The following is a 15390-nucleotide window of genomic DNA, read 5'->3' as shown; positions in this document are numbered from 1 at the left end:
CAGAACACCGCCCATGCCACAACGGCTGCTAAAACTGGCTGAGGTTTGTGGGTAATCAGGAAACGGAATTCGGCACCCGGCACCGGGCGGCCATCGGCATCACGGAAGAGACGGACGCCATCGCCCTGGTGGTCTCCGAGGAACGGGGGACCATTTCCCTGGTCATCAACGGCCGGCTTACCACCAGCCTGGACGAAGTGCGGCTCAAGCGCGTGCTTGGCAAAACCCTGATGGCATCATGAACAAAGGAAACTGGCAGCTGCTGCTGCTCTCCATCGTGTTGTCCGTGGTGGCTTGGTTCTTCGTGTCCGGCCGGGCACGGGTGGATGCCCAGCTGGACCTGCCCGTGCAGTTTGCCGGCGTGCCGGAGAATCTGATCATCCGCGGCGGCCTGCCGAACAAGATCAGCGTGCGGGTGCGCGGACCGCAGGGACTCCTCAAGTCCTTGGATGCCAAGATGCCGCCCGTGTCCATTAATCTGGCCAGCCTCAAGGCCGGCGCCAATGTGGTGGAGCTGCGTCAGGACGCCATCCCCCTGTCCCGCAATTTCGAGATCGTGGACATCCAGCCCCAGCGCCTGACCATCCTGGCAGACCGCTTCGCCGTGCGCACCGTGAACGTGATTCCCCGCTGGGATGCCCTGCTGGAAAAAGACTGGGAACTGCGCACCGCCCTGGTGCAGCCGGAGCTCACGGAACTGCGCGGGCCGGAACAGGTGCTGCAAGGCATTGAATCCGTGGAAACGCAGACCGTGGCCGTGAACGGCACGCGCCCGGGCCTGGTGGAAGAAACCGTGGCCCTGGACCTGCCCGAGGAACTGACGGCCGATCCTTCCGCGGTCCTGGTGCGGCTGCTCTTTGCGGAACGACGGGCCACGCTGCAGTTTTCCGCACCAGTCAGCATCACCAATACATCGCCGTTGCAGGCCACAGTCAAGCCGCAACGGGTGCTGCTCACGGTGGAAGCGCCGGTCTCCATGGTCCGGGACAAGGACTGGCTGAAGGCGATCATCGCGCAGGTGCAGGTGGGGCGCGATGCCCAGCCCGGCAGCCATTCCCTGGCGTATCGCCTGAATCTGCCGGCCGAGGTGCGGGTGTTGGATACCCAGCCCGAGGCCGTGGAGTTGGTGCTGACCGGCACCCCCGCCGAGCCTCTTGTAAATGGCAACCACACCGCGCCGCCTCCGGCGCGACCGTAACCCCCTCGCAACAAGGATTTTTTGGGTCATGAACGCGAAACTTTTCGGAACAGACGGCCTGCGCGGCCAGGTGAACATCTATCCCATGGTCCCCGAAGTGGCCATGCGCCTGGGCCTGGCCGCAGGAACCTACTTCCGCAACGGGTCCAAAAAGCATCGCGCCGTCATCGGCAAGGATACGCGGCTCTCCGGCTATGTGTTCGAGTTCGCGCTGGCCTCGGGGTTGTGCGCCTCGGGCATGGATGTGTTCCTTGTCGGCCCCATGCCCACCCCGGCCATCTCCTTTTTGACGCGCAGCATGCGCGCGGATATTGGCGTGGTCATCTCCGCGTCACATAATCCGTTTATGGACAACGGCATCAAGTTCTTTGACAAGGAAGGCTTCAAGCTGCCGGACGAGGCCGAGGAAGCCATCACCGCCATGGTCCTCAACGAGGACCACCGCTGGAAGTACCCCGCGCCGGAAGACGTGGGCCGCGCCTACAAGGTGGATGACGCCGAGGGCCGCTACAACGTCTTCGTCAAAAACACCATCCCCGGCGATCTGACTCTGGACGGGCTCAAGGTGGTGGTGGATTGCGCCAACGGCGCTGCCTACAAGGTGGCCCCCCTCATTCTGGAAGAACTGGGCGCCCAGGTCATCCGCATGGGCAACAAGCCGGACGGCCTGAACATCAACCGCCAGTGCGGATCCCTGTATCCGGACATGGTGGCCGCCTGCGTGCGGGAGGAAGGCGCGCACCTGGGCATTGCCCTGGATGGCGACGCCGACCGCCTGATTGTGGTGGACGAAAACGGCCGCATCCTCGATGGGGACCAGATCATGGCCATGGTGGCCCAGGACATGATGGACCGGGGCCAGCTCCCCGGCAACAAGCTGGTGGCCACGGTCATGAGCAACATGGCCCTGGAAGTGTTCATGAAGGAACGCGGCGGCACGCTGGTGCGCACCCCCGTGGGGGACCGGCACGTGGTGGAAGCCATGAAGCGCGAAGGCGCCGTCTTTGGCGGCGAGCAGAGCGGGCACCTCATCTTCCTCAATCACACCACCACAGGCGATGGGACCTTGGCCGCCCTGCAGCTGCTGCGCATCATGCAGGAACAGCAGCGCCCGCTTTCCGAACTGGCCCACCTCATTGAGCCGTTCCCGCAGGTCCTGCTCAATGTGCACGTGGAGCGCAAAATTCCCTTTGCCCAGTGCCCGGGCCTGCTGGAGGCCGTGGCCGCGGCAGAAGCCAAGCTGGGAGACAAGGGACGCGTACTGCTGCGGTATTCCGGCACCGAAGCCGTGGCCCGGGTGATGGTGGAAGGGGAACACCGGGATCTGGTGGAGGAGCTGGCCCAGTATCTGGCGCAGGCAGTGGTCGCTCATTTGAAATAAACCCCTTGCCATGGCATGCAGAACTGGTAATGATTGAAGCATAATCTTGCCTGCTGCCGGCCTGGGTGGGCAACAACGCCGCGGCGTTGCATGGCCATGAAGATGCACCAAGAAGGCAACTAAAGAACGACCCAGGGAGTATGGATCATGGAGATTAAGAAGGTGGTCATACCTGTTGCGGGATGGGGAACCAGGTCTCTGCCTGCGACCAAAAACATCCCCAAAGAGATGCTGCCTATCTACAAAAAGCCCGTGGTCCAGTATGTGGTGGAAGAGGCCATGCTTTCGGGCTGCACGGACGTGATCTTCATCAACAACCAGAACAAGAAGATCATCGAGGACCACTTCGACTACAACTTCTCTTTGGAAGAAGTGCTGCAACGCGCGGGCAAGACGGAAATTCTTAAGGAAGTTCGTGCTGTTGCGGAGATGGTGAACATCATTTCCGTGCGCCAGAAGCTGCAGCTTGGCCTGGGCCATGCTGTGCTGTGCGCCAAGGAAGTGGTCAAGAACGATCCCTTCGCCATCATGGTGGGGGACGACATGATGTTCAGCCCCGAGCCGGGCATCAAGCAGCTTATCGAGGTGGCCAAGTCCGAGCGCCTGCCCGTCATCGGCGTCATGGAAGTGCCGCCGGAAAAGGTCAGCCGGTACGGCATCATCAAGGGTGACGAGTTCTCCCCCGGCCTGTTCAAGGTGCGGGACATGGTGGAAAAGCCCAAGCTCAAGGACGCCCCCTCCCGCATGGCTGTTGTGGGTCGGTACGTGCTCACACCGGAGATTTTCGAGCATCTGGAGGCCGTCAAGCCGGGCCATGGCGGGGAAATTCAGCTGACGGACGCCCTGCAGGCCATGGCCCACAAGGGCCGCCTGCTGGCCGTGCGCATGCGGGGCACCCGCTTTGATGCTGGCGACTGGTGCGACTATCTCACCGCCAACATCTACTTTGCCTTGCAGGATGAATCCTTGCGCGACGATCTGATCCATCGCCTCAAGGACCTGCTTACCTGCAGATGACCGGGTGGCGAGTCCTCCGGAGCCTCTCCAGGTGAATGCCCAGCGCGCGGCTCTGCTTTCGCCGCCATTTCTCGCCTATCACTATCGTATTCCAGACACGCCCCCCGCTGCCGGGTTTCTCCCCGGCATGCGGGTGGCGGTGCCGTTGGGCAACACCGTCCGTGCCGCCGTGCTCCTGCCCCAGGACGCCGGCTGGGACACCGCGGCCGGCACTGCATTGACGCCGCCCGAAGGCATCGCCCTCAAGCCGGTGGCCTGGCCCCTGGAACGCGTCCCCCTGTTTTCTGCGGCGCATCTGGATGTGCTGCGCCAACTGGCCCTGCGCCAGGGCATGCTGCTGGGGCAGGTGCTGGCCAGTGTGCTGCCGGCCGGGCTCAAGGTGGCGGACATCCGCTATCGTCTGCAAGGCATCCCGAAACTGCGCAGCCTCCGCATCCGGGACGTGGCCGCGGCCGATGCCGCCCTGCGCCAGACCCTGTCCAGGGCCTGGGAGGCCGGGGCCATGCAGCCCGAGGCCGCCTTCCGCGAAACGCAGTTCTGCTGGCTCTCCCAGGATCCGCCCTGGCCGGTGCGGCCGGCGGCAGTCAATCAGCTCAAAATTCTTGAATACCTCTGGGAGCACGGCCCGGTTCCTGTGCCGGTGCTGCTGGCCGCCCTGGGCGACGGCGTGCGCGAGAGCCTGCGCCGGCTGGTGGATGTGGGGCTGGTGCGACAGGGGCTGGTGCCGCCCGGCCAGCAGGAGGAGGAGATGGATCCCGCCTGCGTGCTGGCCGGTGCGCCGCCGCCGCCGACCCTGAACGAGGAGCAGGCCGCGGCCCTGGCTTCCCTTTCGGAAGCCCTGCACCGTTGGCAGGGCGAGACGCGGCTGCTGTATGGCGTCACCGGCAGCGGCAAGACCACGGTGTATCTGGCCCTGGCCCGGGAGTGCCTGCGGGCCGGGCGGTCCGTGGTGCTGCTGGCGCCGGAAATCGCCCTGGCCTGCAACCTGCGCAGCGCCGCGGCCCAGGCCTTTCCCGAGGCGGAACTCATCTTCCACCACGGGTCCCAGACCCCGGCCCGCCGCGAGGCGCAGTTCCGCAAGCTGGCCGGCAGAGGGGAGGGCGACGCGCCGGTGATCGTGGTGGGCGCGCGCTCGGCCCTGTTTCTGCCCCTGCACGACCTGGGGCTGATTGTCCTGGATGAAGAGCACGACGCCTCCTTCAAGCAGGAGGAGCGCCTGCCGTATCAGGCCAAGGAACTGGGCTATGTCATGGCCCGGCGCTTTGGCGCGCTGCTGTTGCTGGGCTCGGCCACGCCGGACATCAAGTCCTTCCACGCCGCGCAAACCGGGGCGTTGCCCATGGCCGGCCTCACCCGGCGGCATGGCGGGGCGCAGCTGCCGGCCATCGAATTTGTGGACATCAAGGGCCTGTCGTCCTTCGATCAGCTCCTGGCCCCCCAGACCATGGCCATGGTGGAGGAGACTGTCCGCCGCGGCGAGCAGGCCATCATCCTGCTTAACCGGCGCGGGTACGCCCCGGCCATGTACTGCCAGGACTGCGGCCACGTGCTGCGCTGCCCGCAGTGTCAGATCGGCCTCACCTACCACAAGGGCCGCGAGCGCATGCTGTGCCACTATTGCGGCGAGGGCGTGCCCTGGCCCTGCCTGTGTCCGCAGTGCGGCGGCATCTCGTTTCTGCCCCTGGGCGAAGGCACCCAGCGCATGGAGGAGGTTCTGACCCGGCACCTGGGGCGCGATACCACGGTGCTGCGTCTGGATCGCGACGCCGCCCGCCGCCCCGGCCGGCTGGAAGAGATCCTGTCCGCCTTTGCCCGCAAGGAAGCCCAGGTGCTGGTGGGGACGCAGATGCTTTCCAAGGGGCACGACTTCCCCGACGTGACCCAGGTGGTGGTGGCCGATGCGGACATGGGCCTGAACCTGCCGGATTTTCGCGCCGCGGAACGCACGTTTCAGCTGCTGATGCAGGTCTCGGGCCGGGCCGGCCGGGGCGACAAGCCCGGCCGTGTGGCCATCCAGACGCGGGATGCCTCGCACTACTGTTTCGAGCATCTCAAGACGCACGACTACCAGGGGTTCTTCGAGGAGGAACTCGCCCGGCGCAAGAAGTGGCGCTATCCGCCCTTTGTCAAGCTGGGGCTGGTGCGGGTCAGCTTTCCCGCGGAATGGGAGGGCCACGCCGCCGCCCTGGCCGCCCTGGCCGGCCGTTCCCGCGAGGCCGGCCGCGAGCACGGCGTCCAGGTCATGGGCCCTGCGCCTGCGCCCCTGCCCATGCTTCAGGGCCGCAAACGTTTTCATCTGCTGTTCAAGGGCGAGGACTGGAGCCGCCTGCGCGCCGTGTTCGCCGCCCTCAAACCCCTGCAGGACGACACCCTGCGCCTGACCCTGGATCTCGACCCCCTGGACATGATGTGAGAGGGGATGCACGAAGCACAATAGGGATAATCCCCCCTCGCGCGCCCTCCTGGCGCACTGCCCGGTGCCGCCGCCGCCCACACAAGGCCTGACGCGGAACCGGAATCACCCACTTGCTTTTTGGAGTCTTCCCATGTCGCACACGCCCCGTTGGGACCTCGGCTCGTACTTCCCGACCTTCGACGGCCCCGAATACCGCGCCCATCTGGCCACTCTGCAGGCCGATCTGGACCGCCTGAACACCCTGGCCGAGGCGCTTGCGCCGGTGTCACAGGGCACCCTGGATGCCTGGGTGGAATTTCTGCTGCTGGACGAGGCCGTGCTGGCGGACTATTCGCACATGGCCTCCTACCTGGGCTGCCTGACCGCGGCGGACAGCCTGAATGAGGCCTACAAGCAGGCCCAGGCCGGCTTTGCCCGCTTTGGCGCGGCATACAAGAAGGTCTTCGCCCCGGTGCTGGATGCCCTGCGCACCACGCCGGACGACATGCTGCAGGCCCTCATCGCCCGGCCGGAGCTGGACGGCGCCGCGCACTTTATCCGTCAGCTCAAGGAGGAGGCCGGCCGGACCATGGCGCCCGAGCTGGAGCGTCTGGCCGCGGATCTGGCCGTGGATGGCATCTCGGCCTGGGGCCGGCTGTACAACGAGGTCAGCGGCCGGCTGACCTTCCGCATGCCCGGCCAGGACGCGCCCGTGCCCATGGCCCAGAAACGCAGCCTGCTGGAGGATCCCGATCCGCAGATCCGCAAGCAGGCCCTGGAGCAGTCCAACCAGGCCTGGGAGGAGGTGGCCCATGTGGTGGCTGCGTCCCTGAACGCCATCGCCGGCACGCGGCTCACCCTGAACAGGCGGCGGGGCATCGAATCCATTATTGATGTGGCCCTGTTCGATGCCGGCATGGAACAGCGTGACCTGGACGCCATGTGGCAGGCGGTGGAAGAACACCTGCACCTGCCCTGGGACTGGATGCGCCGCAAGGCCCGCTGCCTGGGCCGGGAGCAGCTTGGCTTCCAGGATCTGCTGGCGCCCATCCCCCAGGCCGAAAGCCGCATGTACGAATGGGATGATGCCGTGGGCACGATGCTCGGAGCCTTTGACCGCGGCTATCCCGCCCTGGCCGGCTTCTGCCGGCAGATGCTGGCGGCGCAGCGTGTGGAGGCGGAAAAACGGCCCGGCAAGCGGCCGGGCGCCTTCTGCACCACGTCCCTCAGGAGCCGGGAATCCCGCGTGTTCATGACCTTCGGCGGCCGGCACGGCGATGTGCAGACCCTGGCCCACGAGCTGGGCCACGCCTTCCACGGCCACACCCTGGCCCAGACGCGGCCCCTGGCCAGCATGTATCCCATGACTCTGGCCGAAACTGCCTCCACCTTTGCCGAACGCCTGCTGCAGGATGCCATCCTGGCCGATCCCGCCGCCCCGGCCGGGCAGAAGCTGGGCATCCTGGCCTCGCGCTGCGACGATGCCGCCATCTTCCTGTGCGACATCCGCATGCGCTACCTGTTTGAGAAAGCCTTCTATGACGAGCGCGCCGCCGGCGAAGTCCCGGTTTCCCGCCTGGCTGACCTGATGCTCGCCGCCCAGAACCAGGCCTTTGCCGACACCCTGGCCCCTGCCGAGCGCGACCCGCTCTTCTGGGCCTCCAAGCTGCATTTCTACATCACCGGCGTGTCGTTTTACAACTTCCCGTACACCTTCGGCTATCTCCTGAGCCTCATCCTCTGCGAGCGCGGCCGGGCCAAGGGTGCGGCCTTTTATGCCGAATACGAGGCCTTCCTGCGCGATACCGGCTCGGGCAAGGCTGCGGCCGTGGTCCGCCGCACCCTGGGCGACGACATCGGCCAGCCCGCCTTCTGGGCCGAGGCCATGACCGCCATCGCTCGCGATCTGGAGGAAATGCGCCGCCTGCTGGCAGCGATGGAGGCCTAGAGCACGTTGTTTTTGAAAAGAACTCTCGTGGGGAGAACCTGTTGCAAAAGGGTTCCCCTCTCGCAATGCCCTTTTTCAAGAGTAAAATGCTCTAGACACCGAAGGGATTTCCCCGCCCCCTTTCCGTGCAGGGGGGCGGGGTCCCCGGTGTCCGTGTTGTGGTTCCCCCGTGATCATTTTTCAGGAGCGTTCTGTGTCTTTCTATCCTGCCTCGCCCGTGGAGCTGGTGCTGTTCGAGCCGGAAATTCCGCCCAACACGGGCAATATCGCCCGGCTGTGCGCTGCCACGCAGACGCGGCTGCATCTCATTGAGCCCCTGGGCTTTTCCATTGACGATCGCCAACTCAAACGCGCCGGGCTGGATTACTGGCCCAGCGTGCCCCTGGCCGTATGGCCCGACTGGGAGTCGTTCCGCCGGCTGATGCAGGGCCGGCGGCTTGTGGGCACGTCCAGCCGCACGGGCGACACATACTGTCGCTTCCCCTGGCAGCCTAGGGATGTCATCGTGCTGGGGCCGGAAACCCGCGGCCTGCCCGCGGCGGTGCAGGCGGAACTGTCGGCCATGGTGCGCATTCCGGTGTACGACACAGTGCGCAGCCTGAATCTGTCCACCGCGGCGGGCGTCCTGCTGTACGAAGCCTTGCGGCAAACGGCCTGGATGCCCGGCGAGATATTGTGACAAATGCGTGTCAATTGTGTGACAATTGCACAGCTGGCACGGCAATGGCGGGGAAATGTCGCCAGGCCGGGAATTTGTCACACGTTCGTCACAGTGCAACCATGCTTTCGTCACCTGACGCGTGATTTATACTGACCGAATATCCCTGGAGGATTCCATGCAGAAAGATGTGGTGCTCATCGTGGAAGACGATGAAGACATCTTGCAGCTCCTTACCTATAACCTGGAGAATGCAGGATTCGAGGTCCTGACCTCCGCCGACGGGTATGAAGGCATGAACCTGGCGCGGCGGCACAACCCGAATCTCATTCTGCTGGATATCATGCTGCCCAATGTGGACGGCTTCGAGGTGTGCAAGGAACTCAAGCGGCGGCCGGAAACTGCCGGCATTCCCGTGATCATGCTCACCGCCAGGGGGGAGGAAGTCGACCGCATTGTGGGGCTGGAGCTGGGCGCGGACGATTACGTGGTCAAGCCCTTCAGCCCGCGGGAACTGCTTTTGCGCATCCGGGCCATCATGAAGCGCGTCAAAAGCGAAGAGACCTACCGCACTCAGTGGCGCAAGAACGGTCTGGTGGTGGATCTGGAAGCGCACAAGGCCGTGGTGGACGGGGTGGAAATGCAGCTCACGGCCACGGAATTCAAGCTGCTGGCCGAGCTGGTCAAGCGGCAGGGCCGGGTGCAGACGCGCGATCAATTGTTGAATACTGTCTGGGGCTACGAGTTCGAAGGGTATGCCCGCACTGTGGATACGCATATCCGCCGTCTGCGCCAGAAGCTGGGGCCTTACGCCAAGTACGTGGAAACCGTGCGCGGCGTGGGGTATCGCTTCAAGGAATAGGGCGGCGACTGGGCCATGGACTTGGGGGCGGGCATGTCCTTTCGGACCCGATTATTCATTGCGTTTCTGCTGGTGGTGACCCTGGGCGTGCTCTTGCCGGCCGGGCTGTACCAGTGGTTGCACCTGCGGGAATTTGCGCAGGAAATGAAGGTGGACGCCCGCTTTGCCGCGGCCGTGGCCGCGGATGTGCTGCAGCATGAGGCCGCCGGGACGGATGCGGACGGCGTGCGCCGGCGCATGGACGACTTTGCCCGGGCCTCGCATCTGTATGTGCGCGGGGTGAACGCCTCCGGAGAATTGTGGCTGGAGGCCACCGCCGGCACCGTCGCCTCCTCGGGGGGGGCCGGGGATGGCCTGCGGGGCAGGCTGGATGCGCTGTTGCAGCAGCCGGCCAGTGTGCGCGCGTTTCAGGATACCGGAGTCTTGCAGCAGGGCGATGCCGCCTTTGCCCGCGTGGCCCTGGATCTGACACCGCAGGACCCGGCCGTGCCCGCCGCCGGCTGGCTGCTGGTGGGCATGGTGCACCCCGAAGCCAGGGCCCGGCTGGACAGCATCCTTCTTATCATGGGTTGCGCCGCCGTCTCCGCGGGTATCCTGGCCCTGGGCTTTCGCATGGCCATGGTCCGCTGGCTCTGCGGCCGCCTGGAAGAAACCGCCGCCGTGGCCCGGGCCATCGGCGCAGGGGATCTCAAGCGTCGCGCCCCGCGGTATGACAGCAAGGAGCTGGACGATCTGGCCATGGCGGTCAATCGCATGGCAGACGGCATCGCGGCACAGATCCGCACCATCACCGAGCAGAAGACCCAGCTGGAAACCGTGCTCAACTCCATGCGCGAGGGCGTGCTGGTGATCGACAAGAAATGTCGCATCACCGCGGTGAACCGCGCCATGCGCGATATTTTTCCCGATGCGGAGCAGGCCGTGGGCCGCAGCCCGCTGGAGGTCATTCTGTCGCCGGAGTTGCAGCAGGCCTGCGAGGAGACGGTGGCCTGCACCGCAGGCAGGCAGGCGTCGCGGTCGTTCCAGATCGAACCCATGCGGGACAAGGTGTACGACGTGACCATGACCCGCCTGCGCAGCGTGGACGACGCCTCCGGCGAGGACTGCCTTGGCGCGGTGGCCGTGTTCCACGACATCAGCCCCCTGACCCGGCTGGAACGGGTGCGCCGGGACTTCGTGGCCAACGTGTCCCACGAGCTGCGCACGCCCCTCACCAGCATCAAGGGCTATGCGGAAACCTTGCTCCTGGGCATGGAGGAGGAGGGCGGGAACGGCCAGGGCGATATGCCGGCCCAGGGCGGCGCGGCCTCGGCCCGCAAGAACTTTCTGGAAATCATCCTCAAGCATGCCAATCATATGACCAAGATGGTCAACGATCTGCTGCACCTGGCCCGGCTGGAAAGCGGGGAGCGGCAGTTCGAGTTCCGCATGGTGAACGCGGCGGAGGCCTTTTCCCAGGCGTACAAGGAATGCCTGCATCTGGCGGAGACGTCCGGCCTGGCGGTGCGCAACCTGCTGCCGGCCGAGGGCGTGGCCGTGCATGCGGATCAGACCCGGCTGGTGCAGGTGTTCCGCAACCTGCTGGAAAACGCCTTCAAGTACGGCGCGCCCAGCGTTCTGGATGCTGGATCCCCTGGATCCCCTGGTCTGCCCGGCAAGCCCGGCGCTACGGGCGAAGGCCCGCGGGGCGAGGTGTGCGTGTACTGCCAGGAGCGCGGCGGCGATGTGGTGTTCTCCATCAAGGATCAAGGTCCCGGCATCCCCAGGGCGGACCGCGAGCGGGTGTTCGAGCGATTTTACCGGGTGGAGAAGCACCGGCAGAAGCACAAGGCCGGATCCTCCGGACTCGGTCTGGCCATCGTGCGGCATATTGTGGAAAAATCCAGGGGGGCCATCTGGGTGGAAAGCCCAGTGGAGGACGGCCACGGGACCATCTTTTCCTTCACCCTGCCCAAGGCGCCGCCGGCGCATGACGAATAGTTGGCGGGAAACGGTCACGCAGGCGTCACGTCCGTCTGCTAGGCATACGAACCTTGCCTTGGTTTCCCTATCATCATGTGCCCCGTACGGCACTGCATTGCAGCAGAGGACGAGACATGGCCACAGAGAAGCGGGCGAAGATGCACAGCGCGAATCTGGACTTCTATTACGGGGACTTCAAGGCCCTGCATGACGTCACCCTTGAGTTTCTGGAACACGAGGTCACGGCGCTCATCGGCCCGTCAGGGTGTGGCAAGTCCACGTTCCTGCGCTGCCTGAACCGCATGAACGACCTCATTCCCGGCATCCGGGTGGAAGGCAGCGTGCTGCTGGACGGGGACGACATCTATGCCGGCAGGATGGATGTGGTGGAACTGCGGCGGCGGGTGGGCATGGTGTTCCAAAAGCCCAATCCCTTCCCCAAATCCATCTTCGAAAACGTGGCCTACGGGCTGCGGGTGAACGGCGTGAAGGACAAGGCCTTTATCCAGCAGCGCGCGGAAGAGAGCCTCAAGCATGCCGCACTGTGGGATGAAGTGAAGGACCGGCTGCACACCTCGGCCCTGGGGCTTTCCGGCGGGCAGCAGCAGCGGCTGTGCATTGCCCGGGCCCTGGCGGTGGAGCCGGAAATCCTGCTCATGGACGAGCCGGCCTCGGCCCTGGATCCCATCGCCACGCAGAAAATCGAAGAGTTGATTCACATCCTCAAACAGTATTACACCATCATCATCGTCACGCATTCCATGCAGCAGGCGGCGCGCGTGTCGGACATCACGGCATACTTTTACATGGGCAAGCTCATCGAGGCAGGACCGACGGAAACCATGTTCACCCGGCCCAAAAACAAGCAGACAGAAGACTACATCACCGGCCGTTTCGGCTAGCCGTGCCGTGGGCTGCCGCCTGCGAGCGCCCCCCCGGCCTCCCCGGACCCCCCGTCAAGGACGCATTCCTATGAGCGTAAGACGACACCTGGATACCGATCTCACCCACCTGCGGCTCAAGGTGCTGGAAATGGCCGCCTACACGGAAAAGGCCCTGGACTGCGCCTTGCGGGCGCTGCTGGAGCGCGATTCCTCCCTGGCCCAGCAGGTGATCGATCGCGATGCCCAGATCAATCAGCTGGAGTGCGACATCGATGAGGAAAGCCTGCGCATGCTGGCGCTTTCCCAGCCTGTGGCCGGGGATTTGCGGTTCATCGTCGGCTGCATGCGCATCATCGTCAATCTGGAACGTATTGGCGACGAAAGCGTGAACATTGCCGAGCGCGCGCTCATCCTGGCCCACCGGCCGCCGTTGCCGTTCAACCACATGCTGGAGGAGCTGGCCGGCATTTCCCTGGAGATGCTGCGCAGCTGCATCAAGGCCTTCAAGGACGATGATGCCGAGCTGGCCGACGCCGTGTGCGATCAGGATTCCCGCGCCAACGAGCTGGATTTGTCCATCCTCAAGCGGCTCATCGATTTCATGCTCAAGGAGACGGCCGGCATCGAACGCTCGGTGCACACCGTGCTGGCCTCCCGCAGCCTGGAGCGCTGCGCGGATCTCTCCACCAATATTGCGGAAAGCGTCATCTTCATCGTCAAGGGCGTGGATGTGAAGCACCGCTGCAACAGAATTTAACGCAACAGTGTGCCGGCCGTGTTGTCTTTTCCAGTGGCTGAGACTACTCTGTACATTCTGGATGCTGCCGCCTTTGCGTGCGGCGTCCATTGAACCATCCTCACCTCAAAGCGCAAGGAGCAGGCCGTGAACACGATGCCCGCCATGCCCGTGCAACACAAGCGGAAGCTGGAACTGATGATGACCCGGGACGAGGCCGCCAGCTTCCTGGCTGCCCTGGCCAAGGGGCTGGAAAGCGGCTCCCTGGCCGTGGGTCAGTCTGGCCTGGACATCCAGGGCTTCAAGAGCCTGTCCGTGTCCTTCAAGAGCCACCCGGACGGCTTGTACGCCAAGATCAAATGCAAGTTCCCCAAACCGGAGGGCCCATGCGCCTGCCCGGCCTGCACTGATCCGCAGGTTCAGGGGGAAGGCGCGCCGGCCGCGGTGTGCGTCAAGAGCGGGGGCAAGTACGGCTCCCTGAAAAAACGGATGAAGAGCCAGTTCAAGAGCATCATGGAGTCCCTGGCCCAGGGCGTGCTGCCCGGCCTGGAGCTGGTGGAAGCCTTTGCTGCGGACGGCGAGCGCATGTGCGCCTTCCCTGGCAAGGGCGACGAGTTCTACCCGGTGTATCTGGAAAAGAACGCCGCCTTCCTGGCCGCGGTGCAGGCCGGGGACGTGGCTGCCGCCCGGCTGTTGGCCGGGGAGCTGGACCAGCTGAAGCACGACTGCCATGATCGCTACAAATAAATGAGGAGCAGCACACCCATGGGCAAAACCCATATGGAGCTGGTGCGTGCAGATGCCGCTCCCGATGCGCATGCCGACGCCACGGCCCTGGCCTGCGCCCCCACCGTGGACCTGGCCCTGGTGGATCGTGAGCCATCAGAAGAGGATGTGCGCCGGTTCTTTTCTCTCATCGATACCCGCCTCACCCCGGAACAGGAGGCGCGCATCGTCACGCCGCCGGCCACCTACCCGCGGCAGCAGGAAGTCCTGGCTGTGCACTGGCATCCGGAGTACGTGCCCTTTCCCCTCCTGGAGCAGCGCCTGGAGACGTTGTACCCCAATGCGCGGGAAAAACTCATCATCCCCACGCAGCACAATGTCATGCTCACCTGGGGGGACTATGCCGGCGTGGAGGTGGACTGCTACTCCAGCGGCTTCAACCGCAAGGTGCAGCTGTTGCTGCACTTCAAGGCGGAAAATCTGGACGAGCGGGCGCATACCCTCAACGCCATGCTGGCGCACACCCTCAAGTACCGCGGCTCCCAGCTCTTTGAGTTGCTGGACGCCCTGATCCTGGACTCCCAGGAAGAGATCCGCCAGCGCGCCGCCGGCGAAAGCGGGGCCGACGAAGCCCTGGTGGAGTTCTGCGGCATCCAGGCCGCCAAGCTCAAGCAGCTGGTGGAAACCCACTGGAACGACGTGCCCGTGGACATGATCAAGAACAAGCTGGTGCGCAACTGGCTGGACATGCTGCGGGAGTACTACGGGGATCGCTTCATCGCCCGCTGTCAGACCTACGTGAAGCAGGTGAAGATGCAGGTCAAGGAGCGGTTCTCCCTGAGCTATTTCTACCGGGCATCAGAAGTTATCGAGGAAGCCCGCAGCCTGGGGGCCGGGGTGGTCATTCCGCATCCCGAGCAGTTCTGGCCCATCCTGCTGGCTGGCTACGATGTGGACGGCTACGAGGTCTGGAATCCGCAATCCCTGGAGTACACGGAATTCCTCATCACCGTGGTGCACCGCCAGAACCGTTCCCGCTGCCGGACGGAACGCCAGCTGCTGGTCTTCATGGGCGACGACTGCCACATGAGCGAGAAGCTCAAGGAGCCAGCCAGCCAGGATCCGGAAAAAACCGCCCGGGAAGTGGGCCTGCAGCCACCCTGGGAAGACATGCGCATCCGCAAAAGCCTCATTGTCGCCGGCATGGACCGCCATGCCGTCATCGCCGAGTACGCAGACAGGCTCGGCTAGCCATTCACCACATCCGCCGTGACGGAGGACGCCATGAGCGAAGACAAGACCTTCAAACACGAAAGCATGCAGGATACGGCCTCCATCCTGGCGTATCTGGACGCCCTGCGCGAGAGCTTCGCCAGGGGGGCCCTGGTGCTGACTTCCAAGGACAAAGAGCTGGTGCTGCAGCCCAAGGGGTTGATCCGCTTCGATATCGAAGCCAAACGCAAGGACTCCCATCGCAAGCTGACCCTGAAGTTCTCCTGGAAGGATTGCGAGGAACCCATGGACGACGCCGAGGATCTGACCATCGAGGCCCGTTCCGAAGACGTTGTTCGCTAGGGCATTTTACTTTTGAAAAAGGACACTCGAGAGGGGAAACCTTTTTGC

The 15390-nt window shown here is 64.5% G+C and carries 13 protein-coding genes and 1 pseudogene; all 14 read left to right on the top strand.

Going from position 1 to position 15390, the window contains the following annotated elements:
* Positions 1 to 62 precede the first annotated feature (62 nt).
* Positions 63 to 242: pseudogene (locus DGI_RS01415) on the top strand (diadenylate cyclase); the annotation flags it as partial.
* The gene (locus tag DGI_RS01410; protein WP_021758839.1) at positions 239 to 1198 is read left to right on the top strand and encodes a CdaR family protein; all 960 of its coding nucleotides are present in this window, start codon (positions 239 to 241) and stop codon (positions 1196 to 1198) included. The pseudogene DGI_RS01415 and the gene DGI_RS01410, both read left to right, overlap by 4 nt.
* A gap of 28 nt (positions 1199 to 1226) precedes the next feature.
* The gene (glmM, locus tag DGI_RS01405) at positions 1227 to 2579 is read left to right on the top strand and encodes a phosphoglucosamine mutase (RefSeq protein WP_021758838.1); all 1353 of its coding nucleotides are present in this window, start codon (positions 1227 to 1229) and stop codon (positions 2577 to 2579) included.
* Between the two features lie 147 nt (positions 2580 to 2726).
* Positions 2727 to 3596 (top strand): UTP--glucose-1-phosphate uridylyltransferase GalU, encoded by an 870-nt coding sequence (gene galU / locus DGI_RS01400; RefSeq protein WP_021758836.1) that lies wholly within the window; start codon positions 2727 to 2729, stop codon positions 3594 to 3596.
* A gap of 31 nt (positions 3597 to 3627) precedes the next feature.
* Positions 3628 to 6009 (top strand): replication restart helicase PriA, encoded by a 2382-nt coding sequence (gene priA, locus DGI_RS01395; protein ID WP_027193386.1) that lies wholly within the window; start codon positions 3628 to 3630, stop codon positions 6007 to 6009.
* A gap of 133 nt (positions 6010 to 6142) precedes the next feature.
* Positions 6143 to 7939: a M3 family oligoendopeptidase gene (locus DGI_RS01390; RefSeq protein ID WP_021758832.1), complete on the top strand. Its 1797-nt coding sequence runs from the start codon at positions 6143 to 6145 to the stop codon at positions 7937 to 7939.
* A 217-nt stretch (positions 7940 to 8156) separates the two neighbouring features.
* Positions 8157 to 8618 carry a tRNA (cytidine(34)-2'-O)-methyltransferase gene (locus DGI_RS01385; RefSeq protein WP_021758831.1) on the top strand — a complete coding sequence of 154 codons (462 nt, stop codon included), beginning with the start codon at positions 8157 to 8159 and terminating at the stop codon, positions 8616 to 8618.
* Between the two features lie 157 nt (positions 8619 to 8775).
* Entirely contained in the window at positions 8776 to 9459 is a 684-nt protein-coding gene (locus tag DGI_RS01380; RefSeq protein ID WP_021758830.1) for a response regulator, read from the top strand.
* 33 nt (positions 9460 to 9492) lie between these two features.
* A complete protein-coding gene (locus DGI_RS01375) occupies positions 9493 to 11439 on the top strand; it encodes an ATP-binding protein (RefSeq protein ID WP_158407272.1) in 1947 nt (648 codons plus the stop codon).
* Between the two features lie 116 nt (positions 11440 to 11555).
* A complete protein-coding gene (pstB, locus tag DGI_RS01370) occupies positions 11556 to 12323 on the top strand; it encodes a phosphate ABC transporter ATP-binding protein PstB (protein ID WP_021758828.1) in 768 nt (255 codons plus the stop codon).
* Between the two features lie 70 nt (positions 12324 to 12393).
* Entirely contained in the window at positions 12394 to 13062 is a 669-nt protein-coding gene (phoU, locus tag DGI_RS01365) for a phosphate signaling complex protein PhoU (RefSeq protein ID WP_021758827.1), read from the top strand.
* Positions 13063 to 13197: 135 nt separating this feature from the next.
* A complete protein-coding gene (locus tag DGI_RS16745; protein ID WP_051286695.1) occupies positions 13198 to 13788 on the top strand; it encodes a GAK system XXXCH domain-containing protein in 591 nt (196 codons plus the stop codon).
* A gap of 18 nt (positions 13789 to 13806) precedes the next feature.
* Positions 13807 to 15018 (top strand): hypothetical protein, encoded by a 1212-nt coding sequence (locus DGI_RS01355; protein ID WP_235619982.1) that lies wholly within the window; start codon positions 13807 to 13809, stop codon positions 15016 to 15018.
* Positions 15019 to 15051: 33 nt separating this feature from the next.
* Positions 15052 to 15342, top strand: coding sequence for an amphi-Trp domain-containing protein (locus DGI_RS01350; RefSeq protein WP_021758824.1), 291 nt, complete (start codon positions 15052 to 15054; stop codon positions 15340 to 15342).
* Positions 15343 to 15390 lie beyond the last annotated feature (48 nt).

Source organism: Megalodesulfovibrio gigas DSM 1382 = ATCC 19364 (assembly GCF_000468495.1).
In the GTDB taxonomy this organism is placed as follows: Bacteria; Desulfobacterota; Desulfovibrionia; order Desulfovibrionales; family Desulfovibrionaceae; genus Megalodesulfovibrio; species Megalodesulfovibrio gigas.
The sequence above is the reverse complement of the archived record's forward strand: the minus strand, read 5'-3'. Positions and strand labels throughout refer to the sequence as shown.

Excerpts from the sequence above, each read along its gene's own strand:
- DGI_RS01410 (WP_021758839.1), top strand. The coding sequence starts at position 239 with ATGAACAAAGGAAACTGGCAGCTGCTGCTGCTCTCCATCGTGTTGTCC.
- glmM (WP_021758838.1), top strand. The coding sequence starts at position 1,227 with ATGAACGCGAAACTTTTCGGAACAGACGGCCTGCGCGGCCAGGTGAAC.
- galU (WP_021758836.1), top strand. The coding sequence starts at position 2,727 with ATGGAGATTAAGAAGGTGGTCATACCTGTTGCGGGATGGGGAACCAGG.
- DGI_RS01390 (WP_021758832.1), top strand. The coding sequence starts at position 6,143 with ATGTCGCACACGCCCCGTTGGGACCTCGGCTCGTACTTCCCGACCTTC.
- DGI_RS01380 (WP_021758830.1), top strand. The coding sequence starts at position 8,776 with ATGCAGAAAGATGTGGTGCTCATCGTGGAAGACGATGAAGACATCTTG.
- DGI_RS01375 (WP_158407272.1), top strand. The coding sequence starts at position 9,493 with ATGTCCTTTCGGACCCGATTATTCATTGCGTTTCTGCTGGTGGTGACC.
- pstB (WP_021758828.1), top strand. The coding sequence starts at position 11,556 with ATGGCCACAGAGAAGCGGGCGAAGATGCACAGCGCGAATCTGGACTTC.
- phoU (WP_021758827.1), top strand. The coding sequence starts at position 12,394 with ATGAGCGTAAGACGACACCTGGATACCGATCTCACCCACCTGCGGCTC.
- DGI_RS16745 (WP_051286695.1), top strand. The coding sequence starts at position 13,198 with ATGCCCGCCATGCCCGTGCAACACAAGCGGAAGCTGGAACTGATGATG.
- DGI_RS01355 (WP_235619982.1), top strand. The coding sequence starts at position 13,807 with ATGGGCAAAACCCATATGGAGCTGGTGCGTGCAGATGCCGCTCCCGAT.
- DGI_RS01350 (WP_021758824.1), top strand. The coding sequence starts at position 15,052 with ATGAGCGAAGACAAGACCTTCAAACACGAAAGCATGCAGGATACGGCC.